We start from the raw sequence: 25041 nt of genomic DNA on the forward strand, positions 1-25041 counted from the left end.
CCCTCCCCTACGGCATGCAGGGGAGGGGGTCGTGATGAGCTTACTTACGTGGCGCGATGATCTCGCTCAGGTAATCGGGCGTGCCAGCGACGCGCACAAGATGCGGATATTTCAAACCATCGTGGTAATCGACTGCGACAGTGCGATAGCCGCCCTGGTACTTCAGCAGCAACTGGATCGGCGCCGCGCTGTTCTTGGCGTCGGCAATCGCGTTCTTCAGCACGTCGTCGGAATAGTTTTTGCCATTCACCGCCACCAACGTGGCACCCGTGCTTACGCCTGCCTTGAACGCCGGGCCGTCCCAGCGGACGTCGTTGATCTGGCCCTTGCCGCCCATGGTCAGACCGATCGACCAGGCAAAGTTGTACAAATGACGTGAGGATTCCGGCCGGCTGTTGTACTGCTTCTCGTAATCGCTCTCTTTATCGGTGTAGACGAGTTTCCAGCCCGTTCCAGCGATACCGTCTTCCAAGGGTGGATTAAGCACATTCACGTGCGCATGCAGGAAGCTCGCCCAGTCGTAGGGGGCCACACTGTTGAGCGCGGCGACCACATCGTCGAAGGTATAGGTCTTGGTGACGTAGCTGCCATTGTCGGCGCCGAAGAACGTGCGCGCGAAATCATCCAGCGACTTGTGATCATGCGTGAGCGCACGCAACTTGGCATCCACTTCCAGCCACATCATCTGACCGGCGCTGTAGTACTCCTCGCTCATCTGCCAGCTGCGGTAAGGCAGGCTTGAACGACGAGCGGCCGTGGCATCGTTGGTGGTGTCTTCCATGGTGCGCCACTGGAAACCGACGCGGTTGAGATCGTAATTGGCCGCTTCCATGGCAAGCGCATCGCGAAACTGTTCCGGCGTCCACATGCCTGCGCGCGCGGTCAGCACGTAGCCCCAATATTGCGTCTGCCCTTCGTACACCCACAGCAGTGAATCACCCATCGGGACATTGAAGTTGGGCGTCCACAAATCAGCCGGACGGCGGAACTTGCCGTTCCACGAGTGCGTGTATTCGTGCGGCAGCAAATCGCGCCCGGGAGCGGCCTCATCCCACGCCGTGAAGTAGTCGGCGTCCAGGCCGTTTTCGCTGGACTGATGATGCTCGGTGCCGTTGCCGGATAACTGATCGGAAAGCGAGAACAGGAAGTCGTAGTGGCTGTAATGATGCGAGCCAAACAACTTCGTTGCCTGCGTCACCAGCGCACGATGCACGTTCACTTGCTCTGGCGTCATCGCCAGATACTTCGGCTCGTCCGCAACGATATCCAGGTGTACCGGCGCATCGCCACCCGGGTTTAGATCGACGCGCTTGAAATAGCGGCCGGCATAAATCGGCGAATCGACCAGGTTGTTGAGCGTCACCGGCTTAAAGCTGACGGTATCGCCGGACTGCGAAGCCGTCTCCAGCGCCGTGCCGAGCTGCCAGCCATGGGCAACGGTGACGCTGGGCGAGAACGTAATATCCCGCGAATAATAGCCGGCCGGATAGAGCACCACCTTGCTCCATTCCATGTCCATCATGCGGTCAGTAATTTCGAAACCTTCGTTATCGGTGCGCCCCGACAAATACTGGAACGACGCATCGATGCTGGAAACGCCCTCCGGCACGTCGACATGAAACGCATAGACGTTGTACTCGTCACGCTTCCACGGTAGGGGCTTGCCATTGGCACTGAGCTTGATGCCGGCCAGCATGGCGATAGGGCCGGTCGGCGAGTGGTCACCCGGAATCCATTGCGGGTACAGCAGCGTGAGGGGACCGGCCTTTACCGGGATCGTTTCGTGGGCACGAAAGATGCCCTGTGCGGTATCGCTTGCATCGACATGCAGCGTCACCGTCCCAACGTAAGGCAGATCCTGCGGGGGTGGCACGCTGTCCGTGCGCGATGACTGCGCCCCAGCAGCCGCCGCGACAAACGTCATGGAGAGGGCCAAGGCCAGGCGTGAAAACCTACGATGCGCCGAACCCGCGCGGGAAACATGCAACATGAAAAACTCCGGTGCCGCTGTGGAAGATCGCGCAAATTACCACCACTGGGAACCGGCGGGGAGATTCATCCTCTGCATCGCAGCGCACAACACGCCAGCGTTCCCGCATGCATCAACACGAGAGATGGATGTCCAAATCGTCGACGCCCCCGCCAGGTCTTTATTAGGTCGGAAACGGACATTGTTCGTCACCTATGGCGTGGCGGCGTCCCCATCCATGCCGGTGCGTAGACACTCCATCGGCGGATATAAAGCGCTGGCCCGGAACTTGCCTTAGCATCCGCCAATGAATACACCACACCTAGCTACCTCAAAAAACGATACCTGCCGTGGCAGCCTTGCCTGTGTAGGCATGGGCATGACCCTGGGTTCGCATCTCACGCCACTGGCACGCAGCCATATCGAACAGGCGGATGTGGTATTCGCCGCGCTTTCCAATGGTGTCGTGGAAATGTGGCTGGAACGCATGCATCCGGATGTGCGCAGCCTTCAGCCTTATTACAAGCCCGGCAAATCACGCATGAAAACCTACCGGGAATGGGTCCAGGTGATGATGACCGAGGTGCGCGCGGGCAAGCGCGTCTGCGGGGTTTTCTACGGTCATCCGGGCATTTTCGCGTGGTCGCCGCACAAGGTCATTGAGGTGGCGCGCGCCGAAGGCTTCGAGGCCCACATGGAACCGGGTATTTCCGCCGAGGATTGCCTTTATGCCGATTTGGGCATCGATCCGGGCCGCTTCGGATGCCAGCATTTCGAAGCCAGCCAGCTCCTGTTCTACGAACGGCGCATCGACCCGGCCGGCTACCTCGTGCTCTGGCAGGTTGCCCTGACCGGCGACTGGTCCCTGGGACGTCTGGAAACTGGCCCAGCCTACCGCCAGGTATTGGTGGAGTTGTTGAACAGGGACTATCCACTCGACCACGAGTTAATTATCTACCGGGGGGCCACACTGCCGATCGAGAAGCCGTGCGTGCGTCGCATTGCCCTGCGCGACCTGCCACATGTCCCCCTTACCGCCGAGGAAACCGTGGTGCTTCCTCCGGCCACGCCCTTGAAGCCCAATTCGGTCATTCGAGATCGATTGAATGCACTGGACAAGCTCTACGGGACAAGTACCTTAGCGTGAGGCGGGGAGACACCATGAGGGGAAGGATCTTCATGCGATGCGCCACGGGGAAAAAACAGGCTCGCAGGGCGAGCACGCTGCACCAGATACCGATGCCGGCCGTCGGACAGCTATCGCGCTGACGATCGTCCGGCTTTGCTGCACCTTCGCACTGTTTTATGACAACCCAGGAAAAGGGGGATTTCCATGCCTGATACGATCGAATTGTTGGAAGCCATTGGCAAGGATGCATCGCTGCGTCACGCATCGGCCGATGAACTGGCCGCTGCGCTTGGCGAAGCGCAGGCTTCCGAGGCCCTGATAACCGCCGCCGCAACCGGAGATAAGGAACAACTTGCCGTTGAGCTGGGGCATCGCCAATGTGATCCGCCCCAGGTCAGCCAAGGCCCTGGCCATGAGGAAGAGCCGGATCAAGAAGATGGCGATGACACTCCGCAGAGGTCGCCAGCGCCCGATCGCGACCCGTCGTCGACCAAGCGGTAGATGAAAAGGTATGTCTAACCTGGCGAGCCGCCTTTGGTTATGGCCTGCATTTATGGCCATGGCCTTGGGCGCGCTCGTACAGCCTTGCCACGGTACGACCAAATCGTCCATCACCGACCCTGCGGCGTTCCTTTCCCAAGCCGAAGCGCTGCACAGGAAAGATCACCCCCGCTTCGTGCAGATGCTGGCGCAGATTCATAGCGAGGCACCGCCCCTCACCGCACAAGAACAATGGCGCCTGCGCTATCTCGATGCATGGGAAACCATGTTCGAGGGGAATTACATCAAGTCCGAAGCACAGCTGCGCAATGTGATTGATCACTCCGGCGACGCCGTGCTCATCGCAAAGGCCTCGGCATTGCTTCTTAGTAACTTGGGCGTCAATCAGCGCTACGAGGAGGCCTTCGCACTCGCCAACCACCTGACAAGTGAACTGCCGACGATCAATGATCCGGTAGCGCGCTACTCGGTGCTGATGAACCTCTCGCAGATACTGGATTTCGCGGGCCAGATCGACCTTGCCATCCACTACGCCCAGATGATGCAGGATGCCATGCCGCCCGGCGAATCGCCGTGCCTGCCCTATTCCATGCAGATTGCAGCGCTTTACAACGGGAAGCGCCTGACCTCGGCTAGCTCGATCCTCCAGCAAGGCATCGACGCCTGCGTAGGCGACCATCAACCTGTTATCACCAACAGCGCGCGGCTGGTGTTGAGCAATCTCTATTTAGATGAAAACCAACCAGCCAAGACGATTGCCTTACTCGACCAGGTTGAACCAAGTATCCAGCTCAATCACTACTATCCCCATATGCTTTCGTCGCTGGTACAACGCGCGGAGGCCTATGCCAAGCTCGGCGATGACGCGGATGCAAAGAAAGCCGCCCTCGCCGCCGTGGCGTTGGGTCACCCAGGCGAAATCAGCGAATGGCTGATGGTGGCCTATGACGTGTTGTACAAGATCGAGAAACAGCACGGCAATGCCGCGGCTGCACTCGATTATTACGAGCACTATGCAAGCCAGGACAAGAGTTATTACAACGACATCAGTGCCAGGACCATGGCCTATGAAATGGCCCAACAACACGTGCTTGCGCAACAATTGGAGACGGAGAAGCTAAACAAGCAAAATAGCATTCTTCGCTTGCAGCAGGCGCTGTCTACCAAAGCCATGGAAACCAGCCGCCTGTACATCATCCTATTGCTGTTGTGCCTGGGATTCGTGGTGTTCTGGTTGCTGAAGCTCAAGCGCTCGCAGCTTCGGTTCAAGGAGCTGTCTTACCTGGATGGGCTCACCGGCATCTTCAATCATCAACACTTCATCAGCGAGGCCGATCACGCCCTCCGCCTGCTGCAGAAAAAAACCGGCAGCGCCTGTCTGATCTTCATCGACCTGGATCATTTCAAGCAGGTCAACGACACGCACGGTCACGCCATCGGCGACACCGTACTCAAGCACACCATCACCATTTGCAAGCAGCATCTGCGCCCCACCGATTTGTTCGGTCGCCTGGGCGGTGAGGAATTTGGCATTCTTCTGCTCGAATGCTCGCGCGATCAGGCCATAGCTATCGCCGACCGCATCCGGCTTGCCATTGAAGCGACACCGGTGGATGCCGAGGGAAGTATCATTACGTTTTCTGTTAGCGTGGGATTGGCCTCTACCGATACCTCTGGCTACGAATTGCAGCGCTTGTGCAGGGAAGCGGACGCCGCGCTCTATCGCGCCAAGCGCACTGGGCGCAATCGTGTGATTGTGCATGGTGAGTTGGTGGAAGCCTGAGTCGACCAGTCGACCCTTCTCGTTACACTTGCCTCACCGTCATTCCGGCGAAGGCCGGAATCCAGTTAAATATGGGTCTGAAGGACACAGCATTTTTTATCGTGAGTGCTTCGCACGACGTCATTAAACTGGATTCCGGCCTTCGCCGGAATGACGGTGGCGCAAGAGGAGCGTCTGCGTAACGTGCCGGACCGACGTTCATATATCCGGGTGATACACCTTCTCCACATGCCCTTTCAGTTCCTCCGGCCAGAAATACACCTGCCGCAGATTCCCAGTGGTATAGCGCTCGGCTTCGTCCTCGAAGTGCGGTGAATCGACGTGGCCACTTTCGCCACCTGCGGTGATCGCGCGCGCATGCACCTTGTCACCAAAGTCCACCACCGCCACGAAGCTGTTGCCGCTGGTGCCGTAATAGCGTTTGGTGCCAGGCCAACGGTGCGCACCGAACGACGCGAGCGAGCCCCAGCGCGATGAGGTGAACGGTACTGGGATGCTCGGCTTGGCATCATTGAAGGGCTGCACGATGTCGCTGGTGAGTCGTTGGAAGCGATTGACCTCGCCCCACGGCACGCCCCAGCTTCCGAAATCCTTCTCCAGGCGATCGGAGGCCGTTGCCAGCGCTTGCAGTCGCGCTTTCGCACCCGCTTTTTCGGCCATCCGGTCATACATCGACAAGCCCTCGGCGTTGTCGGCTTTGTCCAAGCTGTCCCATAGCGTGTCGCCCCAGAACACGGCGAGCGTAGTCGGCATGGAAGCGATCCCCCAGCGATAGTCCCAGTTGCGCAGCATGGCGATCTGCCCCGCCAGTTTTTTCTTGAGCGGGTCGCTGGCCGGCAACGTGTCGTAGTCGTGCACGAGAATGGGAATCTGGCGCGCGAATTCCGGCAGGTAGGAATCAAACGCGAGCGTGATCAGCGACGCCATGGTGAAATTTTTCTGGCCGGTCAGCAGCATGGTCGCGTGAACGCCGCGCGGGTTTTCGCCGACGGTATCCATATAGCGCGGATAATCCTCGCGCTTGGGGCTGTAGGAGCCCGCGGCCGAATAAGGCCAGTCGTTGGTGTTCATTACCCAGCCATTGGGCGGATCGAGCACGTGCGGCAGATCGTTGAGGTCAGTCAGGCCCTTCCAATCGGTAGCCGGATTGCTGCCATCCACGGGCTTGGTGTAATCGAAACGATCGTCGCGCTTTGGAATGAACTGCGGATGCAGATAGGCGATCTCGCCCTTGTCGTCGGCAAAGATGGTGTTATTGGATGAATTGGCCTTCAGCTCCGCAACCTTCATATAGCTGGCGTAATCGCTCGCTTTAGTGCGTAGCCAGCTTTGCTCCAATGCTTCCATCGGTTTATTCATCAGAGCGATGGCGATCCACTTGCCATCCTGCACGCGCACGATCGGGCCGTGATGTGTGGCGTACACGGTAAAGCTGCGCTCGGCCATGCTGCCGTCGCTGTTGCGATAAGGCACACTGATCTGCCTTACCGTCACGGGACGAAGCTCGCTACCATAGCGATAGAAAAGCTTTCCGTCCTTGTGCACGATCGTTTCGGCGAACTCATCCACCGCGTCGGCCGTGGTGGACGTGTGCATCCACCCGATGTGCTTGTTGAAACCCTGATAGATGAAGAACTGCCCCCACGTCACGGCGCCATAGGCATCGAGCCCCGCGTCGCTGCTCATCTGCAGTTCCGAGCGGAAATAGAACGAGGTGTGCGGATTGATCCACAGCAGCGCATGCCCATCGACAGTAAGTTTCGGCGCGATGGCAATGCCGTTCGAACCCGACGGCTCCGCCCAGCTCGAAGGTGTTTCGATACTCGCGACAGACTCCCCAGGATGTCCGTAGAACGCCTCCAATTTAGACAGCGATACGCGCTCGATGTCCCCGCCGATACTGCCTTCGCTAAAACTTAGCGCCATCCAGGGCTCGAAATGCGTGATCGCGCGCGGATGCGCGTCGGGGTGCGTAGCCAGATAGTCGTTCAAACCATCGGCCCACGCATTCATCAGCGCTTGCAGCCAGGCGGGGCTTCGCGTGTATTGCCGCCGCAGTTCGGCTGGATCAATAAACAGCCTCTGGCGCAGATCGCTCCAGATGGCTGAATCGCCGTCCGCCTTGGCGAGCCACCCTAGCGAGTTGAGATAATTGGTCTCGACACGGTTGAAGTCGTCTTCGGCCTGCGCGTAGGCCATACCGAATACGGCATCAGCATCGGTCTTGCCATGCACGTGGGCAATGCCCCAGTCATCGCGCGTGATCGTCACGGCCTGCGCTTCGCTGCGCCAACGCGCTTGTTCCGGCGTAGTCGCCTGCGCGGCGCTGGCGACGCCAAGTGCAAACCCTATCGCCGCCACGACGGCGGAACGCGATAGAGGTAGGTGTTTTGCGTGGAGAAATCCCCGTCCGAAGCCCCTGGCGCCACTCTCTCGCATCGCTGCATTCCCCGCTCGCCCCATAACCCGATCATGGTAGCGAATGGGCCGCGCACCCGTAAGCTGACCTTTGGCCCATGGCCGCGTGCGAGGCCTTACGCGCGGCTACCCGGATTCACCTGAGCCGCAAAGCCGCAGCGTCATAGGGCTGAAGCGTGCTGCGCCCCGGTGACGCCTTCGGCACCAAACACGCGTTCCACACGCCTGCGCTCGCGTCGCACGAGCCCGGCGCGCTCGATCACATCGTGAAACGACTCGTCGGAGGAAGGATCACTGGTTGCCTCGCCGACGCTGAACCGCAAGGGATAAGGTCGCCCCGCGCCGTTCAATGCCTCCACCGCTTCGCCGATGCGCATCAGTGCGATAACACCGCCGGTGTGCTCATCTTGGGTGATGACGACGAATTCGTCGCTCTCGGTACGCGCAACCACATCCGCGGGCTCGAAACTGGTGCGAAGAACCCGCGCCATATCCTTCATCAGATGCGCGCTCGCTTCGTGCCCGAATTCATCGCTGATCGCCCGGACACCTTCAACGCTGAAGACGAGCAATGTCAGCGAAGCACCACTGCGCCGCGCCTCCAGGAACGACTGCTCTCCAAGCAGCACAAACCCGCGGTAATTGAGCACGCCGGTGAGTTCATCCGTGAGCGATAGCTCGCGTAGCGCCCGTTCCAATGCGTCGATGCGTCTTCCGAGCAGCGAAACAAGCGCTGCCAGGGCGGCCGCCATGATGGCGATGGTCAAACCCACTGCTACGGGCGCCGACAGCCAGCCGAGACTCGTCATCGCGGTACCGCACAGCATCAGCAGAAATGGCAGCAGCAAAGCGACGGGAAGTACCTTGCGCGCAAGCTGGCTGCCAAGCCCTCGCCCGACCAGCAAAGAGAAATAACCATGTTGCGTGCGCCAACCTATCAGGCCAATGGCCAGCAAAACCATGCACGTCAGGGTGTGCGGCGACGTGCGCGTGGACATGCTTTGACCAAAAAGCTTTGCCGCATTGAAGCAATAACCGGAAACGATAATCAGCGTGTGCAAGGCAAGCAACGCGGTCAATGTCAAAACGGCGATACCTGACACCTTTTGCGACGTCGTAGAAAGCAAAAGGCTAAGCCCCATCAGCAGAAGAAAAACCGCCGTCTGCACCGACATCAAGCCCGGCTGATCGCTGGTGGTATCGCCTACGATCAGCGTATCCAGCCCGGTAGGTCTGCCGCTGATGTGCTCATAGAGCGCTACGGTAGCAAGCAGCAGTACAAGCAGCGCCGTTGCACGTCCCGCCCAGACGCGCAGCGGTGTGGGTCGCGCCGATAGCCATGCCAGGCTCAGGGCACTCAGGAACATGCCCGATGCAGTATCGAATTTCATCAGATACCACCCCTGGGGATACCACACGCGCGCACCCTTGATAAACCATGCGAAGAGTATCGCCACGGCGATCAGCGCCGACACCGCCACGCAGAGGGTTTGCAACAGCGAAAATCGCTGCAAGAGCACGGCATCAGACTGACTCGTCGGCAAAACGATCGGGTTGTTTGTTTTCATAGGAGCGGGACAGGTGGTGGGGCGGTATGTCCATCCGAACGCTCAAAAACTGCGATCCATCACACGTGTGCACCCCCGCAGAAGGGGTGGGCGCCAGCATACAACTACGCTTGCCACCTAAAATATTAGGTCTGTCACATGCGAAGACACCCGCGCACACGATGTGAAGACCGCGTATACACAGCCCGCGAGATGCCAGGTCGTCCGCGAGCACGCTTATCGCTAGCGTGCGTTCCGCAGCTCCTTCGCGTGATAGGCGATGTGCTCGCCGATGAAGCTTGCGATGAAATAATAGCTGTGGTCGTACCCATGCCGCATGCGCAGGCGCACCGGGTGCCCGACCGCTTCAGCGGCAGTGACAAGCAGCTCTGGCCGTAGCTGCGTCTGCAGGAATTCGTCCGCATCGCCCTGATCGATCAGCAGCGGAATTTTTTCGTTGGCCGTCTGCACCAGTTCGGTGGCGTCGTAGGCACGCCATAGCTCGCGATCCCGCCCCAGATACGCGGATAACGCCCTCTCGCCCCATGGTACGCGTGAAGGCGCGACAATGGGTGCAAAGGCGGAAACGCTGCAATAACGGCCCGGATTCTTCAGCGCAATGGTCAACGCACCGTGGCCGCCCATGGAATGACCGCTGATGGCGCGGCGGTTCGTGACGGGAAAATTCTTCTCGATCAGCGCAGGCAATTCATGTGCGACGTAATCGTACATGCGGTAATGCCGTGACCATGGCGCCACCGTGGCATCGACGTAAAACCCGGCGCCCTGCCCTAAGTCATACGTCGAATCATCCGCGACATTTCCGCCGCGCGGACTGGTATCGCACGCCACGATGGCCATGCCATGCTCGGCGGCGTAGCGCTGCGCACCTGCTTTTGTGATGAAATTCTGTTCGGTACACGTAAGGCCCGATAGCCAATACAACACCGGAACCTTCTGCGTATCAGCTTGTGGTGGCAAATAGACGGCCAACCGCATCGCACCATCGACCGCATGCGATCGATGGCTGTACACATTCTGCCAACCGCCAAAACAGACCCGATGTTCGATGCGCTCCAGGTCCATGTGTCATGCCTCCTGGAAGTGAATCACCGTGCGGATGGACTTGCCTTCATGCATCAGGTCAAAGGCCTCGTTGATGCGCTCCAACGGCAGTCGATGGGTAATGAATGGATCGAGCTTGATTTCCCCGCGCATGGCCTGTTGCACCATGCCCGGCAATTGGGTTCGGCCTTTTACCCCACCAAACGCGCTACCGCGCCACACACGGCCGGTGACGAGCTGGAATGGACGTGTATGAATTTCCTTGCCGGCACCCGCCACGCCGATGATGATGCTTTCGCCCCAGCCTTTGTGGCAGCACTCCAGCGCAGCGCGCATGACGTCCACGTTGCCGATGCATTCGAAACTGTAGTCCACGCCACCATCGGTCATTGCCACAATCACCTCCTGGATCGGGTTTTCATGCTCCTTGGGATTGACGCAATCGGTTGCGCCCATCTCGCGCGCGAGCGCGAATTTGTCAGGATTGACGTCCACGCCGATGATGCGTGCAGCCTTGGCCTGCACCGCGCCCTGGATCACTGCCAGGCCAATGCCGCCGAGCCCGAATACCGCCACGGTAGCCCCTGGCTCCACCTTCGCGGTGTTGTGCACGGCACCGATGCCTGTGGTCACACCGCAACCAAGCAGACACACTTTGTCCAACGGTGCATGGGTGTCGATCTTGGCCAGTGAAATGTCCGGTACCACCGTGTATTCGCTGAAGGTGCTGGTGCCCATGTAGTGATAGATCGGCTTGCCCTGATAGGAGAAGCGTGTGGTGCCATCGGGCATGACGCCTTTGCCTTGCGTGGCGCGCACGGCCTGGCACAGGTTGGTTTTGCCGGACAGGCAGAACTTGCACTTGCCACACTCGGCCGTGTAGAGCGGAATCACGTGATCGCCGGGCTTCAAGGTGGTCACGCCCTCACCTACTTCCATCACGATACCGCCGCCTTCGTGACCCAGCACCGCGGGAAACAGGCCTTCGGGATCATCCCCCGATAACGTGAAGGCATCCGTATGGCAGACGCCGCTATGCGTGATCTTCACCAGCACTTCGCCGGCTTTTGGCGGTGCCACGTCGATCTCGACGATTTCCAACGGCTTCCCTGGAGCGAAGGCTACAGCGGCGCGAGATTTCATGATGTTTGCTCCTGCACGACGAAGGTCCGGGATTATCGATCATGCGTGGCGGTGATCGGAATACATAAAACTCCATGCGCGGTACAGCGGTACCCGAACGCGCTCAATAGAAGTTGGTGTGTTCGTCTGACGGCCTCTTTATGCAACGCCACAACTCCTCCGCGTAGGGCACAAGCCCAAACACGAAAATCAAGGCCAGAATGATGATGTACGCAACCGGCAACGGTTCACGCTTCCACGTCACATTGAACGAGGGCACTTCTTCGCCAAACCCGAACAGCGCCAGAAATTGCCCCCAGTGCCGTGAAATCACTAATAGCACGGTTATCAACGGAACCATTTCCAGAAAGCTGTGAATGTGCTGCTCGATCGGGCTTACCCAGCGCGCGCTGACGGCATAGCTTACATCCCATAAGGCGGTCAGATCGTGGATGAAGAACGCGATGATCATCAGGGAAATGATCCCGGCATTCACTTGCAGAAAGAGCGCGGCCAAGAGCGGAATGCCCACCTCGGCAAACATCAGAAAATGGATCAGCGATTCCTTGGCGCCACTGGTCGCTTCGATGTGGGTCGCGCGGTGGCAAAGCCAGTCGAGAAATCCCGCGGCAAGCCACAGCGGCAGGACAACGTACATCAGCACCAGGACGGTCGGATCGTGGTTCATCTGGCATCGCTCAGACACTCCGACCCAGAGCATGCGTCGGCCGAGCCGCCGGGAACGTGCAAAGATCGTCGACATGGCGTGACCACAAAATGGCTATATCGCATTGCACCAAAATGGCTATTGGGGCCGCGCCTGGATAAGCGCATCATCCATGTACACGCCATGGTGATGCCCTAAAAAAAGTGATGACGATACGCCGCATCGCCACTGCAGCTGGATATGTGTTGTGTCTGGCCTGCACAGCACCGGTAGTGCGTGCGCAATCGGCGTCAGCATGGCAGGCGCAACAGGCCGCCGCGGGGGCCAAGGTCGATCGGATCATGGCCGAAGCAACTCGTCGAAAGGGCTTGCTGGAGCGATACGAGGTCATGCGCCAGGCTTACGTGAGCGACGGCTCGCCGGCGTTCCGCATGCTATTTGGGCAATACGTCGCCTGGTACCTGAGCTTTCTCGGTGACTACCCGCTCGCGGTAAAGTGTTTTTCGATCGCGCAGCCGCCTCAGGCAGACGATAACGCCTCGCCACTGACTGCAGGCGACTATGTGGCGCGCCCTGCGCTGGATGCCATTCCCGAGCTTGCCAAGCACTATCCCATCGTGCTGCTCAACGAAGCGCACAACGTCGCACTCACACGCAGCCTCACCGTGCCGCTGCTCAGCCGCCTGTATGCCGAAGGCTTTCGCTATTTCGCAGCAGAAACGCTGGTGCAAACCGATACCGGCCTGCAGGCGCGCGGTTATCCCACGCATGACAGCGGCTTCTACACCGAGGAGCCCGTCTATGGGGAAATGGTGCGCACCGCTTTGAAACTCGGCTTCAAGGTCATCGCCTACGAAGCGACATCGGACACCCCCAGCGCGGATGCACGTGAAGCCGAACAAGCGCGCCATCTTTACGAGAACGTGTTCGCGAAGGATCCGCGCGCACGCCTGGTGATCAATGCCGGCTACGATCACATCGTGAAATCCGGCCCCTATCTGGGCGGCAGATCGATGGCCGAGCATCTTCACGCACTCACCGGCTTGCCCATGCTCGCCGTCGAACAGACAATGATGTACCCACACCCTGACGGCAACGACGATCATCCGTATTACGCAGCGGTGATGCAGCACCTGCATCCGGACGTACCCATTGTTTTCGTCGCCGCTGACGGCAAGCCGTGGTCGCTTCGTCCCGCCTACGACGTGACGGTGTTTTTCCCGCGAGAGAAGCTGGAACGTGGCCGCCCCACATGGCTGAGCTTATGGGGTTTGCGCCAGGCGCACCTGGTGAGCGCGGAGGATTGCCGCGGTAATTATCCGTGCCTGGTCGAGGCACGCTATAGCAACGAAAGTCCGGACGCGATTCCAGCCGATCGCATGTTGCTTGACCTCCCGCCGATGCCGATCTCCGGCGCACACGTCACGTTGTACACCAGTGCGCAAGGCGTGCCTTCCAGCGATTTGTATTTGCGCCCGGGCCGTTATCAGTTGAGTTTCTCGGTCGGCCCGGACAAGGTACTTCACAGGGAAACCCTCGTCGTGCCAACGCCGTGACCTTCGTCACGCGTCTGCGCTGGCAATACCGCCGCCGACGTCCGCTAGAATCCATCGTTTGCCTTGTCATCGGTGATTCATGCGAAAACGTCGAGTTTCCTGCTTTGTTCTGGCGGCCATGCTGGCCGGCATTGCGCACGGCCAGACATCACCGGCGACCGACGATGGCACGGCCGCGACGCACGGGCCCATCGTCGTGCTCATCACCATTGACGGCTTTCCCGCGCGCGCCTTGAAAGATCCCCGCCTGCCCATGCCAACGTTGCGCAAGCTGCAGGAAGACGGTGCTTACGCGGACGCGATGCAACCCATCAATCCGTCCGTTACCTGGCCCAACCACACCACGCTCATCACCGGCGTGAATGCCAGCGTGCATCACGTGATGGCCAACGGCCTTATCACGTTTCCGCCCGACGGCAGCATGGTGCGCGTAAAGCCCTGGACACCCAAGGACGAACTCGTCCACGCCACCACGCTTTATGACGCACTCGCGGAAAAAGGCCTGAGCACTGGCCAGGTGGATTGGGTGGCCATTTACGATGCCAAAAATGTGCGCTGGGCCTTCGCCGAACAGCCCGATGTGAAAGGCACCATCGCGCAGGATCTGATTGCGCAGGGCCTGGTCTCTTCCGATGCGCTGCAAACCTTCGACGACAGCAGCCCGGCCTGGCGCGACCAGATCTGGACGGACGCGGCCATCGACATTCTCACGCGACACACGCCCAACCTGCTGCTGTTTCATCTGCTGCAAACCGATACGTTGCAGCACGAATACGGTGCGCTTTCGCCTGCCGCGTATGCAGCGTACGCGTATGCGGACGCGTCTATCGCTCGCTTGATCGATGCTGCGCGCAAAGCAGGCTTGCTCGATCGCATCACCTTTGTCATCGCATCCGATCATGGCTTCACCGATTACACGCACGCCATCCATCCGAATGTCGCGCTCGTGCAACAAGGTTTGCTGCATCGGGAAAAAGGCGCTTATGTCGGCGATGTGTGGATCCAGCCCGAGGGTGGCGAAGCCTCACTCTACATTCGCAACGACGCCAAGCGCGCAGCGCTTACTTCGCAGCTGAAGGCTTATTTCGCCACGCAGCCAGGCGTTGGGCATGTCTATACGGGCGACGAGGCACGGCAACTGGGCCTGCCCGCACCCGGTACAACGGGTCAGGCGCTGGATCTGTATCTGATCGCCAAGCCCGGCTATTCCTTCACGGACGGCACCGACGGCCCATGGGTGACTGACGTTCAGCCCGCACGCGGGGCTCATGGCTATCTCAATACCGATCCGGATATGCAGGCACTTTTCGTCGCCGCAGGTGCGCATATACGGCACGGTGTGCACCTGGGTGCCATCACCAATCGCCAAATTGCGCCCACGATTGCGACGATCCTGGGCGTTTCCCTGCCCGCAGCCACACAGGCGCCTTTGGCTGAGATTTTGCAGTGAAAACAGCGCTACAGATTTGATTATTGAAGCCGAACACATTAAAAACAGATGGAGGGGACGTATTCTCCCCGTGTTTTCATCCGTTGACCCTGCCTATACGGGGTCGACGTGCCAGGGAGCGTGCCGCGGTCGGTGCGCGACCCCACATCGGTCGTCTATGCAGATCAAAAATTCCTTCTCCTTCCGCGCTGCCATCATCACCGTCACATGTGCCCTGGGCGCAGGCCTTTCCGGCTTTGCCCCTCCTGCACGAGCCATTGAGCTTCCCTCCCCTCCGGGCTGGCAGCTGCAATGGGGCGACACGTTCGCAGGTCCCGCCGGCTCGCTGCCCTCCAGCACCAACTGGCACATCGATACGGGACACTCCTACCCCAACGGCCCGGTCAACTGGGGCACCTCGGAAATCGAGAACTACACCACCGATCCGGCCAACATCCGCCTGGATGGCCAGGGCCATTTGCTGATCACGCCGCAGCGTGATGCGAACGGCCAGTGGACATCCGGACGCGTGGAAACCGTGCGTGACGATTTCAGCCCGCCCGATGGCGGCATGCTGCGCATGGAAGCCCGCATCCAGATGCCGGACGTGACCGGCCCGCGCGCACTCGGTTACTGGCCCGCGTTCTGGGCACTCGGCAGCAACTATCGCACCAGCATGGTTTGGCCTGGCTCGGGCGAATTCGACATTATGGAAAGCGTCAACGGCCTGGATGCCGTGTGGGGCATTCTCCACTGCGGCGTGAATCCAGGTGGCCCGTGCGGCGAACCCATCGGCATCGGCAGCCGCCTACCCTGCCCGCACGAAGCATGCACGGCTGGCCCGCACACCTTCACGTTCGAATGGAACCGCAGCGTCACGCCCGAGCAGATGCGCTGGTTCGTGGATGGGCAGCTCGTCAACCAGGTTGCCGAAAACCAGCTTTCCGCCGAAACATGGCGCGAGCTGACCCAACAGCGCGGCTACTTCCTGCTGCTGGACGTGGCGATGGGTGGCGGCTTCTCGTTCGTGATGTCCGGCTGGAAACCCACACCGACGCCCGACACGGAACCGGGTCATCCGATGATCGTCGACTACGTCGCCGTGTGGACCAAACCCGGTACGGGCAAGAAGGTGCCGGCGCAGCCTGAAATGGCGGCGGATGCGAATAAGCCGGGGCAGAAAGCGGTCGCCAAGGGGTAACCCATGCCTCTCGCTGGAGCGCCGCACTACAGCTGCTTGCGTCGCTCCGCGACGTCATCCGGCGTAACGGTACCTTGCTTGTTACCAAAATGCGCAATCACATAATTGGCGAGCGCTGCAATTTCCGTGTTGGAATAGGCGTCGCCGAAACGCGGCATGAAGACGTCGGCATTCTCACCGCGCAAGCTTGAGCCTTGCAGCAGAATTTGCGTCACATTGATGCCGTGCACATCGTTCACGCCACGCGTACCCAGCAACGATGCGTACGGCGTTTGCTGGCCTTTGCCGTTCCACTGATGGCAGCTTGCGCAAGCGCCTTCGAACAACTTGAAGCCTGCTGTATCTGCGTGCGCATCGCCGGCAGGCGCGGTAGCGCTTGATGCCAACGTCGGCGCGGGCTTGGTGTCGACCGTGATGGGATCTTTACCCGCGCGCGCCGGTACACTGCGCAAGTAGGTAATGAGTGCACCGGTATCGGCTGGCTGGAGAAAGCGCAGGCTGTTTTCCACGGCTTCGGCCATCGGCCCTGATGCGGAACCGCGACCGTTGGCATGTCCGGTCGTGAGGTAGCTTGCAATGTCGCTGTCGCTCCACGCGCCGATGCCGTGCACAGGGTCTGACGTGATGTTGTATGCGTGCCAGCCTTGCAGCATTTCGCCGCTGAGCTCTTGCGCGTGATCCATGGCAAATGCGACGTTCCTTGGTGTGTGGCATTCGTCGCAATGCCCTAGCGCGGTGGCGAGATACTTGCCGCTGTTCCATTGCGATGATTGCGACGCATCGGGCTGAAAACGCCGGTTTTTGAAGAAGGCGGCATTCCAGAAACCGAGGGTCCACCTCTGGTTGTAGGGGAACGAAAGATCATTCCTGCGATTGGGCTGCGAGATCTTCGGCAGGCTGAAAAGATACGCCTTGATCGCCAGCACATCAGCGCGGCTAAGCGCGGTGTAGGAGGTATAGGGGAATGCGGGATACAGATGCTCGCCATGCTTACCGATGCCATCGTGCAAGGCATGCACGAACTCGTCATCCGTCCAGCTTCCGATACCGTTTGTTTCGTCCGCCGTAATGTTGGAAGAATAAATGGTGCCGAATGGCAGGCGAAACGCCACGCCGCCTGCGTAGTTCTTGCCTGATCCGGGTACGGTATGACACGCCGCGCAATCGGCCGCTCGGGTGAGGTATTCGCCACGCGCCAGCACCGCGGCCGACGCGGGCGCGCCAGCAAGCGCTGGCGACGTACCGTCGGAATGATCAGCGCGATTGAGATACAGGTAAGCGCCCACGCCAAGCAACACGATCACTACAACGACAATCAGGAAGCGGATCATGCGATGTCCCTCCCTTCATGCCTCGCGGTCGATACCACCGATTTGAGCGCATCGGGGTTCTGCACCAACCGATCGCGATCCACCGGCAATTGGTACAACCGCACGCCCGTCGCAGCGAAAATCGCATTCGCAAGCGCGGGGGCAGCGATCGCCGTGCCCACTTCGCCGATACCACCAGGTGCCTCCGCGTTGATGACGCGGTACACCTGGACATTCGGTGCCTCATTGATACGCAGGCTGCGATAGTTGTTGAAGTTGCTCTGCTCGACCGCGCCATCCTTGATGGTGAGGCCGTTGTACAGCGCCGCGCTGAGTCCAAACAACAGGCCGCCCTGCAATTGCGCTTCGACCGACCCCGGATTGACCGTAATGCCGCAGTCGATCGCCACCACCGCCTTGCGCAGACGCACCTCGCCCTGCGGCGTGACTTCGGCTTCGACGATGGCGCACACGTGACTGCCGAACGGCTCGCCCAGCGCAACGCCGCGCCCCACGCGCGGCGGCAACGACTGGCCGCCCCAGCCGATCTTCTCGGCCGCGAGATTTAGCACGCCGAGCGCGCGTGGATTTTTCTGCAGCAATGCGCGGCGGTATTCGAACGGGTCTTTGCCGGCGTGATGCGCCAGTTCGTCGATAAAGCTTTCGACCACGAACAAATTGTGCGTAGGGCCTACGCCGCGCCACCACCCGACCACGATGCCGGGCGGCATATCGTGCCGGATCCACTCCACGCTGCCCCTGGGAATGTCGTACGGCAGTTCGGCCACGCACTCCACCGCATCGCTGTCCATGCCGTCCTTGCCCATGGCGCCGGGTGCAAAGCGTGCCAGCACCGAGCCGCCGCTGGTGCGATAGCCATACCAGAGAGGACGGCCATCAGCATCGAGCACGGCGCTGACGACATCGTGATACATCGGCCGCATACGGTCGTGACGGATGTCTTCTTCGCGCGTCCACACCACTTTCAGCGGATAGGAAACCTGCTTGCCCAATGCCACCGCCTGTTCAACCCAATCCGTTTCCAGGCGGCGTCCGAAACCACCGCCCAAATACTGGTTGTGAAATACGATTTTTGTTTCTGGCAAACCGGTGATTTTTGCAGCGACTTCCGCCGCCCGCATCGGCACCTGCGTGCCGCTCCAGACTTCGCACTGATCGGCGGTGACGTGCACGGTGCAATTCATCGGCTCCATGGTCGCGTGCGCGAGCATCGGCGACTGATATTCCGATTGGATGACCGTGCCCTGCGGCCGCTCGCCGCCGTTGCGCGCCATGATGCCTTGGCCATGGCGCGCGCTATCGGCAAGCGCATCGCGCAACTGCTGGGTGGTGAGATGCGCGTTTACACCGCGATTCCACTCGATGACCAGCGCATTCAAACCCTGCAGCGCCGCCCAAAAATGTTCCCCTACCACGGCCACGGCGTTATCCAGGCGTAGCACATCTACCACGCCAGGCATCTTGCGCGCGGCTTTGTCGTCCACCGAAGCAAGCGTGCCGTTGAACGTGGGGCATGCCATAACGGTGGCGATCTTCATGCCGGGTACGCGCACATCGATGCCGAACTGTGTCGCGCCCTTCACTTTGTCCGGCGAATCCACGCGCCGCATTGGCTTGCCGATCAGCTTGAAATCCTTGGGATCGGTAAGCGATACCTTGTCGGGCATCGGCAGCCTGCCCGCAACATCGGCCAATTGATTGAACGTTGCACTGCGACCTGATGCCTGATGATGCACAACGCCACGCTCCACCGTGCAGGTGGATGGATCGACATGCCATTTCACTGCCGCCGCACTCACCAGCATGCTGCGCGCGACGGCGCCGGCCTCGCGCAAGACCGGCCAGGTGCCGCGCGTACTGGTCGAGCCACCTGTTATCTGCCCACCGAGGAGGGGAATGCCGTAAAGATCATCGCTAGGCGGCGAATGCTCGACCGTGATTTGGTCCAACCCCACACCCAGTTCCTCAGCCAACAGCATGCAGCAGCCCGTATAGATGCCCTGGCCCATTTCCACGCTGGGCATCACCAGTCGCACCGGGCCACTACTATCGATGCGAATAAAGGCGTTGGGCGCAAACGGCGGATTACCGTCGGCAAGCGCGGCGGCCGTATCCGCAGGCTGCCGTCTTGCGCTCATCATGGCCGATGCGGCGCCCGTGCCACCCAGCCATAAAAAAGCAATCGCCAGGCCGCCTGCCTGAAGCGCATGGCGACGGCGCAGATCGACAGCGTCCTGTTCGTTCGCTGCCGCTTGCATTTGAAGCTCCGCGTTCATGATGCAGCCCCTTCCGGCGCGCTGACCATGGTTTGCGGAACCTGTGCCTTGCCGGTGGCCGCCTGCTTGATCGCGGCGCGAATGCGCACATAGGTGGCGCAGCGACAGATGTTGCCGGACATCGCCGTGTCGATATCGGCATCCGTGGGATTGGGCGTGCGCGCCAGTAATGCCGCCGCCGACATGATCTGGCCAGACTGGCAATAACCGCATTGCACCACATCGACATCCAGCCATGCTTGCTGGATTTTCTGCCCGGCGGGCGTGTTGCCAATCACTTCGATGGTGGTGATGGCACGTTGACCGATGGCGCCTACCGGCAGCACGCATGAACGCACCGCCTGGCCATCCAGATGCACGGTGCACGCGCCGCACTGGGCAATGCCGCAGCCGAACTTGGTGCCGGTCAGACCGATGACATCGCGCAATACCCATAGCAGTGGCATGTCATCGGGTACATCGACCGGGTAGGACTGACCGTTGACGGACAACGACAACATGTAAGCCTCCGTACGACCTGAGATCGACGCCCATTGCCCAATACTGCAGCCACTTGGCCGAAACGCCCGGCGCTTTCACGCATGCAACGAAATCATCACATTGGACCCGGCATAACGACCAGTTCCCAGGAAAGCCGCTGGCCGATTGTTTCAACGTGAAACGCATCGCATGATGGCATCGGACGCTATATACATAACACCATGACGCCCATGAATTTTGCGCCTTTTATTCGACAACGGCAAAGATGAATTCAGCCCACGAGCTAGGCATTTTGATCGGTGCGTTGCGGCAATTGCACCGTGACGCTTCGTCCAAGGCGGCGCTGGCGACGCTTACCCGCACGCGAGGTTCCACCTTCCGTCGCCCCGGCACACGCATGCTGGTGCTTGGCGATGGCCAGGTGGTGTGCGAGTTATCCGGTGGTTGCCCGCAACGCGACATCGTGGCGCGCGCGCTGAACGTCATGGCCGATGGCAAACCAAGCCTGGTTCGCTACAACGCCGAATCCGGCCTGGACGTGTTGATTGAAATGGGTTGCGGTGGCGAGCTGGAAGTGCTGATAGAGCCCCTGCTCGCCATCTGCGATACGGATTTCATCGATACGCTGTCGCGCTGCCTGCACGAACGACGCACCATCCACATGGCGACGCTGTTCGCGATCGACGACACGGTGACCACGCCCCGGCGTCTCGTATGGAACGGAGCCGATGTGCTGCACGATACGATCGATGACGCATCGCTCGTGCAGAACATTCGGGTGCACGCGTCCTCATTGACTTCACGGCGCGCCAGCTCGTTGCGCCTCCCCTTCGCGCAAGGCACCACTGATGTGTTACTTGAAATCATCGCGCCACCCCACGCGCTCGTCGTGATCGGCAGCAGCGCCGCCGCGCGCGCCCTGCTGCCCTTGGCCAACGCATTAGGCTGGCCAACCACACTGGTGGACAGCGACCCTGCCCGCCTGCGCATCGCCGATCTGCCCAACGGGTTGAACACGATATGCGCTTCGCCGCAGCAACTCCTGCGCGCCGTGCCGCTGGATGCACACAGTTCGGTTGTGGTCATGACGCACAACCTCGAGTACGACATGGCCTATCTCCATGCATTGCGCCATGCACCAGTCGCCTACCTCGGCGCATTGGGATCGCGCGAACGCGTGGCGCGGATGCGCGCCACGCCTACCTTGAACGGCTTGAACGTACACGCGCCGGCAGGGCTGGATATCGGCTCGGAAACGCCGGAAGAAATCGCTCTGGCGATCGCGGCAGAGATCATGGCAGTCATCAACCATCGCAGTGGCACTCCGCTGCGCGACAACGACGGCGCCATCCACTGATGGCCGCATACGATCACAATCTTCCGGTGATCGTGTTGCTTGCCGCCGGCGAAGGCAGCCGCTTTGGAAGCGCCAAGCAACTCGCAACGATTGCCGGCGAGCCGATGCTAAGACGGGTGGCGCGTATGCTGCTGCGTATCGATGTGCCTGTCATCGTCGTGACTGGTGCCTACGCCGATGCCGTCGAAACGGTGATCGGCGATTTACCGCTCAATATAGTCCGCTGCGAGCAATGGCAGCTTGGCATGGGCCAGTCGTTGGCCACTGGCATGCTCGAACTGATGCGTAATTTTTCTCAGGCGTCCGCTGCACTTGTGTGCCTTGCCGATCAACCGCTCATCCATGATGATCTTCTGCGCAACATGCTCGAACGTCACGCGAAGGCGCCCGACCGCATTCTCGCGACTGCGCAGCGAGGCATTCTCGGACCACCCGCATTGTTTCCCCGCGATTGCTTCGGTGCACTGGTGTCACTTTCCGGCCCGCGAGGTGCACACGACATACTGAAGCAAGAGGTTGCGCGTGTAGAGCCCTTTGCCTGGGAGGCGTGTGCTGACGTCGATACACCCGGCGACCTTCAGTACGTGCAGGCATGGCTGGCAACTGCGCATGCTCGCTCCGATGACCATTAAGCGAAGCGCGGATTCTTGCGAATAGCTGTCGCCCCCGCTCCGTAGCGTCCGTGCGATACACGGTTTTGACGTTCAGCCATCTATTTTTTCTGTCGCAATTCTGTAAAGTCTCGCTATCCGCCTGACGTCGCAGCCTGCATTGCTGCCGTGCAGCAGGCCCGCCGCCCGCGCGGATCAGTCGCTTGGAATACAGCCAAGCTGTTCTGAAGGGAGGGGCTTATGTCGAAACGGGCACACGCCCTTACGTACAGCACCCTTGCCGGCGACGGTCGCCGTGACCACGCCTATCCGTCTTTCCGTCTAAACACTCGCCCCGTCCGGCGGGATGCACGCATGCACTGTCCAACGAATCTGGGAGCTACACGCTGCGGGTAGCGCGGAGTACGCACTCCATCTCTTCCATCCTGGGGAGGTTCCTGCAATGAGCAACGAACAGGCTGTTGCGCGATTCTCGAACCCTGCACCACTCGGTCTGGCGGGTTTCGCTTTGACGACGTGGTTGCTGAGCATGATCAATGCCGGCTGGTTTACCGGCGATGCGATGAACATGGTACTTGCGGTGGCGATGGCCTATGGCGGCACCGCGCAGATGATCGCCGGCGTGATGGAATTGCCGCGAAACAATACGTTCGGCGCCACCGCCTTCATAAGTTACGACGCATTCTGGTGGTCGTTCGTGCTGTTTTTGTTGTTGCCGCACGAAAAGGTGCCCGGTGCATTTGTGGGCTGGTATCTCTTCATGTGGGGCGTATTCACGTTTTACATGTGGATCGGCACGCTGCGCGCGGCGTTTGCGTTGCAACTTATCTTTCTCGCCTTGTGGATAACGTTCTTCCTGCTGGCTGCGGGTGAATGGACCGGCATGAGCAGCTTGCATGTGGCCGGAGGATACGTGGGTCTCCTCACGGCACTGTTTGCGTTTTACCTGTCGGCCGCCGAAATCATCAATGGTGCACACCAGCGGGCGGTGCTGCCCATTGGCACGCCGACATTGCACGAGGTATCGACCGCGCCACTCAGCGCACCGCGATAACGACAAGGAGCACTCCATGAAACGACATGCCCTGTATCTGGCCATGGCCGCACTGGGCCTGGCCGCAACCGCTCCCGCCTATGCGCAATCGGACAATCGTGATGACGAGATCAAGGCGCTCAAGGCGTTGGTGGAAAAACAACAACAGCAACTCAATCAACAGCAGCAGGATCTGCAGCAATTGCACAATGCATTGACGCAATTGCAGACCCAGCAAACGCAACAGCAGACGCAGATCCAACAAACCCAGCAAGCGCAGGCACAGCAGGCGCAAACAGTGGCCGCCGCACCTGCGCCAGCAGCGTCCGCGCCGACCTTCACCAGCGCACCCGGTGTGTCGGTGGCGTTTCATGGTTTCATCGATGCGACCGCGTTCTCGCAGAGCAAGAGCTATACGTACGGCAATGGGCAGAACGCCGAATACCCCATTCCGGGATCGACCGGTACTCTGAGCGGCGTGGACGTTCGCAATACGCGTTTCTGGTTCGATCTGACCGGCGCGAAGGTTGCAGGCGACTGGACCGGCGGCGCGCATCTGGAGATGGATTTCTTCGGCGGTTTCAACGGCACTACGGCGTACTCGCAGCAGCAACCGCTGCCTCGGTTGCGCCAGGCTTATTTGCTGCTCACCAATCCCGTCACCGGCAGCACGATCAAGATCGGGCAGATGTGGGACCTCATGTTCCCCCTGGACGACCTGCCCGATTCGCTCAGCCATATCGCCTTCCCGCTCGGTTATGGTGCCGGTGTGATCGGCTGGCGTTTCCCGGGTGCTATTTATTCGCAGGATCTCAATCACGGTTCGAGCGGACCGCAATGGCGGCTGGATGTCGGGGCGTTCGAGGGCACCTGGGCCAGTCCGGGTACCCCGACCAATTACACCAGTGCAGGCAACGCGGGTTTCCGTCCGCAGATCGAAGCCAAGCTGCATGTGGAAGAGGAAAAGGAATGGATGTTGTTCCTTGCCGCCCATTGGAGCCAGATCGACCTGGCCGGCGTGGGCAACACGGAGCCTACGCCGATCAAGCGCCAGTTCTCCAGCGAAGCCGTCGAACTGGGCGGTCTGTGGACGCCGGGTCCATGGGTACTCAAGAGTGTGGTGTACACCGGCAGGGGTATCGGTGAGATCTTCGGCGACCTTTCGCAATTCGGGGACATCAAGGACACCGGTGGCTATGTCATGGGCGGCTACAAGTTCACACCGAACTGGAGCGCCAATCTGTTCTATGCGATCAGCAAGCCCAACGCGAACGATGTTGTCTTATGGTTGAACAGCGGCTCGACCGGTCTGCTCAAAAGTCGCCAGGCCGCTGCCAATCTTCAATACAGCGTCGGTGACTATTCCTTTGCCCTGGAATGGATCCACGCGATTATCGATTCCACCAAGACCGGCGCTACGCGCACCATGACCAGTGGCAATCAGCTCAATGTGAGTGCGATGTATAAGTTCTGATGGCTTCATGGCCTTTCCTCTGTACACAGGGGAAAGGTCAACGCTACGCGGCTGTCAGCCACTATTTCCAGAGCATCGAAGCGGGTAACGTT

The 25041-nt window shown here is 60.0% G+C and carries 19 protein-coding genes; 10 read left to right on the forward strand and 9 right to left on the reverse strand.

Features of this window, described 5'->3' with window-relative positions; translation table 11 throughout:
- Nucleotides 1-40: 40 nt before the first annotated feature.
- Nucleotides 41-1990, reverse strand: coding sequence for a M61 family metallopeptidase (locus tag DWU98_RS17165; RefSeq protein ID WP_115496794.1), 1950 nt, complete (start codon nucleotides 1988-1990; stop codon nucleotides 41-43).
- Nucleotides 1991-2276: 286 nt separating this feature from the next.
- On the opposite strand from DWU98_RS17165, the gene DWU98_RS17170 reads away from it, so the two are divergent.
- From DWU98_RS17170 to DWU98_RS17180, 3 genes are all read left to right on the forward strand, one after another.
- Nucleotides 2277-3116 carry an SAM-dependent methyltransferase gene (locus DWU98_RS17170; RefSeq protein WP_115496795.1) on the forward strand — a complete coding sequence of 280 codons (840 nt, stop codon included), beginning with the start codon at nucleotides 2277-2279 and terminating at the stop codon, nucleotides 3114-3116.
- A 186-nt stretch (nucleotides 3117-3302) separates the two neighbouring features.
- Nucleotides 3303-3599 carry a hypothetical protein gene (locus DWU98_RS17175; RefSeq protein ID WP_115496796.1) on the forward strand — a complete coding sequence of 99 codons (297 nt, stop codon included), beginning with the start codon at nucleotides 3303-3305 and terminating at the stop codon, nucleotides 3597-3599.
- A 52-nt stretch (nucleotides 3600-3651) separates the two neighbouring features.
- Nucleotides 3652-5382 carry a GGDEF domain-containing protein gene (locus tag DWU98_RS17180; protein WP_230474899.1) on the forward strand — a complete coding sequence of 577 codons (1731 nt, stop codon included), beginning with the start codon at nucleotides 3652-3654 and terminating at the stop codon, nucleotides 5380-5382.
- A 198-nt stretch (nucleotides 5383-5580) separates the two neighbouring features.
- On the opposite strand, the gene DWU98_RS17185 is transcribed toward DWU98_RS17180, so the two are convergent.
- The 5 genes from DWU98_RS17185 to DWU98_RS17205 form a co-directional block, all read right to left on the reverse strand.
- On the reverse strand, nucleotides 5581-7821 hold the full coding sequence (locus tag DWU98_RS17185; RefSeq protein WP_115496798.1) for a penicillin acylase family protein: 2241 nt from the start codon (nucleotides 7819-7821) through the stop codon (nucleotides 5581-5583).
- Between the two features lie 140 nt (nucleotides 7822-7961).
- A complete protein-coding gene (locus DWU98_RS17190) occupies nucleotides 7962-9368 on the reverse strand; it encodes a GGDEF domain-containing protein (protein WP_115496799.1) in 1407 nt (468 codons plus the stop codon).
- A gap of 222 nt (nucleotides 9369-9590) precedes the next feature.
- Entirely contained in the window at nucleotides 9591-10427 is an 837-nt protein-coding gene (fghA, locus tag DWU98_RS17195) for an S-formylglutathione hydrolase (RefSeq protein ID WP_115496876.1), read from the reverse strand.
- A 9-nt stretch (nucleotides 10428-10436) separates the two neighbouring features.
- Entirely contained in the window at nucleotides 10437-11555 is a 1119-nt protein-coding gene (locus DWU98_RS17200) for an S-(hydroxymethyl)glutathione dehydrogenase/class III alcohol dehydrogenase (RefSeq protein WP_115496800.1), read from the reverse strand.
- A 103-nt stretch (nucleotides 11556-11658) separates the two neighbouring features.
- Nucleotides 11659-12222: a diguanylate cyclase gene (locus tag DWU98_RS17205; protein WP_115496801.1), complete on the reverse strand. Its 564-nt coding sequence runs from the start codon at nucleotides 12220-12222 to the stop codon at nucleotides 11659-11661.
- Nucleotides 12223-12407: 185 nt separating this feature from the next.
- On the opposite strand from DWU98_RS17205, the gene DWU98_RS17210 reads away from it, so the two are divergent.
- The 3 genes from DWU98_RS17210 (at nucleotide 12408) to DWU98_RS17220 (ending at nucleotide 16387) form a co-directional block, all read left to right on the forward strand.
- Nucleotides 12408-13757, forward strand: coding sequence for a hypothetical protein (locus DWU98_RS17210; protein ID WP_115496802.1), 1350 nt, complete (start codon nucleotides 12408-12410; stop codon nucleotides 13755-13757).
- Between the two features lie 79 nt (nucleotides 13758-13836).
- Nucleotides 13837-15207, forward strand: coding sequence for an alkaline phosphatase family protein (locus DWU98_RS17215; RefSeq protein WP_230474900.1), 1371 nt, complete (start codon nucleotides 13837-13839; stop codon nucleotides 15205-15207).
- Between the two features lie 157 nt (nucleotides 15208-15364).
- The gene (locus DWU98_RS17220; RefSeq protein ID WP_115496804.1) at nucleotides 15365-16387 is read left to right on the forward strand and encodes a glycoside hydrolase family 16 protein; all 1023 of its coding nucleotides are present in this window, start codon (nucleotides 15365-15367) and stop codon (nucleotides 16385-16387) included.
- A gap of 26 nt (nucleotides 16388-16413) precedes the next feature.
- Here the strand turns inward: DWU98_RS17220 and DWU98_RS17225 are convergent, their stop codons facing one another.
- Genes DWU98_RS17225 through DWU98_RS17235 form a run of 3 tightly spaced genes read right to left on the reverse strand, consistent with a single transcriptional unit; the run spans nucleotide 16414 to nucleotide 20494 of the window.
- Nucleotides 16414-17718: a cytochrome c gene (locus tag DWU98_RS17225; protein WP_115496805.1), complete on the reverse strand. Its 1305-nt coding sequence runs from the start codon at nucleotides 17716-17718 to the stop codon at nucleotides 16414-16416.
- Nucleotides 17715-19994, reverse strand: coding sequence for a xanthine dehydrogenase family protein molybdopterin-binding subunit (locus tag DWU98_RS17230; RefSeq protein ID WP_230474901.1), 2280 nt, complete (start codon nucleotides 19992-19994; stop codon nucleotides 17715-17717). Before DWU98_RS17230 ends, DWU98_RS17225 begins: the two co-directional genes overlap by 4 nt.
- Complete coding sequence (locus tag DWU98_RS17235) at nucleotides 19991-20494, reverse strand: (2Fe-2S)-binding protein (protein WP_115496806.1); 504 nt, start codon at nucleotides 20492-20494, stop codon at nucleotides 19991-19993. Before DWU98_RS17235 ends, DWU98_RS17230 begins: the two co-directional genes overlap by 4 nt.
- A gap of 245 nt (nucleotides 20495-20739) precedes the next feature.
- On the opposite strand from DWU98_RS17235, the gene DWU98_RS17240 reads away from it, so the two are divergent.
- The 4 genes from DWU98_RS17240 to DWU98_RS17255 all read left to right on the forward strand — a co-directional run bounded on the left by DWU98_RS17240 (nucleotide 20740) and on the right by DWU98_RS17255 (nucleotide 24949).
- The gene (locus DWU98_RS17240) at nucleotides 20740-21831 is read left to right on the forward strand and encodes an XdhC family protein (protein WP_115496807.1); all 1092 of its coding nucleotides are present in this window, start codon (nucleotides 20740-20742) and stop codon (nucleotides 21829-21831) included.
- Nucleotides 21831-22463: a nucleotidyltransferase family protein gene (locus DWU98_RS17245; protein WP_115496808.1), complete on the forward strand. Its 633-nt coding sequence runs from the start codon at nucleotides 21831-21833 to the stop codon at nucleotides 22461-22463. Before DWU98_RS17240 ends, DWU98_RS17245 begins: the two co-directional genes overlap by 1 nt.
- Before the next feature lie 421 nt (nucleotides 22464-22884).
- On the forward strand, nucleotides 22885-23496 hold the full coding sequence (locus tag DWU98_RS17250) for an acetate uptake transporter (protein ID WP_115496809.1): 612 nt from the start codon (nucleotides 22885-22887) through the stop codon (nucleotides 23494-23496).
- A 16-nt stretch (nucleotides 23497-23512) separates the two neighbouring features.
- Nucleotides 23513-24949, forward strand: coding sequence for a porin family protein (locus DWU98_RS17255; protein ID WP_230474902.1), 1437 nt, complete (start codon nucleotides 23513-23515; stop codon nucleotides 24947-24949).
- The last annotated feature ends 92 nt before the right edge of the window (nucleotides 24950-25041 follow it).

Source organism: Dyella monticola (genome assembly GCF_003363155.1).
In the GTDB taxonomy this organism is placed as follows: domain Bacteria; phylum Pseudomonadota; class Gammaproteobacteria; order Xanthomonadales; family Rhodanobacteraceae; genus Dyella_B; species Dyella_B monticola.

Excerpts from the sequence above, each read along its gene's own strand:
- DWU98_RS17185 (WP_115496798.1), bottom strand. The coding sequence starts at position 7,821 with ATGCGAGAGAGTGGCGCCAGGGGCTTCGGACGGGGATTTCTCCACGCA.
- DWU98_RS17200 (WP_115496800.1), bottom strand. The coding sequence starts at position 11,555 with ATGAAATCTCGCGCCGCTGTAGCCTTCGCTCCAGGGAAGCCGTTGGAA.
- DWU98_RS17235 (WP_115496806.1), bottom strand. The coding sequence starts at position 20,494 with ATGTTGTCGTTGTCCGTCAACGGTCAGTCCTACCCGGTCGATGTACCC.
- DWU98_RS17255 (WP_230474902.1), top strand. The coding sequence starts at position 23,513 with ATGAAACGACATGCCCTGTATCTGGCCATGGCCGCACTGGGCCTGGCC.
- DWU98_RS17170 (WP_115496795.1), top strand. The coding sequence starts at position 2,277 with ATGAATACACCACACCTAGCTACCTCAAAAAACGATACCTGCCGTGGC.
- DWU98_RS17180 (WP_230474899.1), top strand. The coding sequence starts at position 3,652 with ATGGCCATGGCCTTGGGCGCGCTCGTACAGCCTTGCCACGGTACGACC.
- DWU98_RS17165 (WP_115496794.1), bottom strand. The coding sequence starts at position 1,990 with ATGTTGCATGTTTCCCGCGCGGGTTCGGCGCATCGTAGGTTTTCACGC.
- DWU98_RS17230 (WP_230474901.1), bottom strand. The coding sequence starts at position 19,994 with ATGAACGCGGAGCTTCAAATGCAAGCGGCAGCGAACGAACAGGACGCT.
- DWU98_RS17215 (WP_230474900.1), top strand. The coding sequence starts at position 13,837 with ATGCGAAAACGTCGAGTTTCCTGCTTTGTTCTGGCGGCCATGCTGGCC.
- DWU98_RS17245 (WP_115496808.1), top strand. The coding sequence starts at position 21,831 with ATGGCCGCATACGATCACAATCTTCCGGTGATCGTGTTGCTTGCCGCC.
- DWU98_RS17225 (WP_115496805.1), bottom strand. The coding sequence starts at position 17,718 with ATGATCCGCTTCCTGATTGTCGTTGTAGTGATCGTGTTGCTTGGCGTG.
- DWU98_RS17175 (WP_115496796.1), top strand. The coding sequence starts at position 3,303 with ATGCCTGATACGATCGAATTGTTGGAAGCCATTGGCAAGGATGCATCG.
- DWU98_RS17205 (WP_115496801.1), bottom strand. The coding sequence starts at position 12,222 with ATGAACCACGATCCGACCGTCCTGGTGCTGATGTACGTTGTCCTGCCG.
- DWU98_RS17210 (WP_115496802.1), top strand. The coding sequence starts at position 12,408 with ATGACGATACGCCGCATCGCCACTGCAGCTGGATATGTGTTGTGTCTG.
- DWU98_RS17250 (WP_115496809.1), top strand. The coding sequence starts at position 22,885 with ATGAGCAACGAACAGGCTGTTGCGCGATTCTCGAACCCTGCACCACTC.
- DWU98_RS17190 (WP_115496799.1), bottom strand. The coding sequence starts at position 9,368 with ATGAAAACAAACAACCCGATCGTTTTGCCGACGAGTCAGTCTGATGCC.
- DWU98_RS17220 (WP_115496804.1), top strand. The coding sequence starts at position 15,365 with ATGCAGATCAAAAATTCCTTCTCCTTCCGCGCTGCCATCATCACCGTC.
- DWU98_RS17240 (WP_115496807.1), top strand. The coding sequence starts at position 20,740 with ATGAATTCAGCCCACGAGCTAGGCATTTTGATCGGTGCGTTGCGGCAA.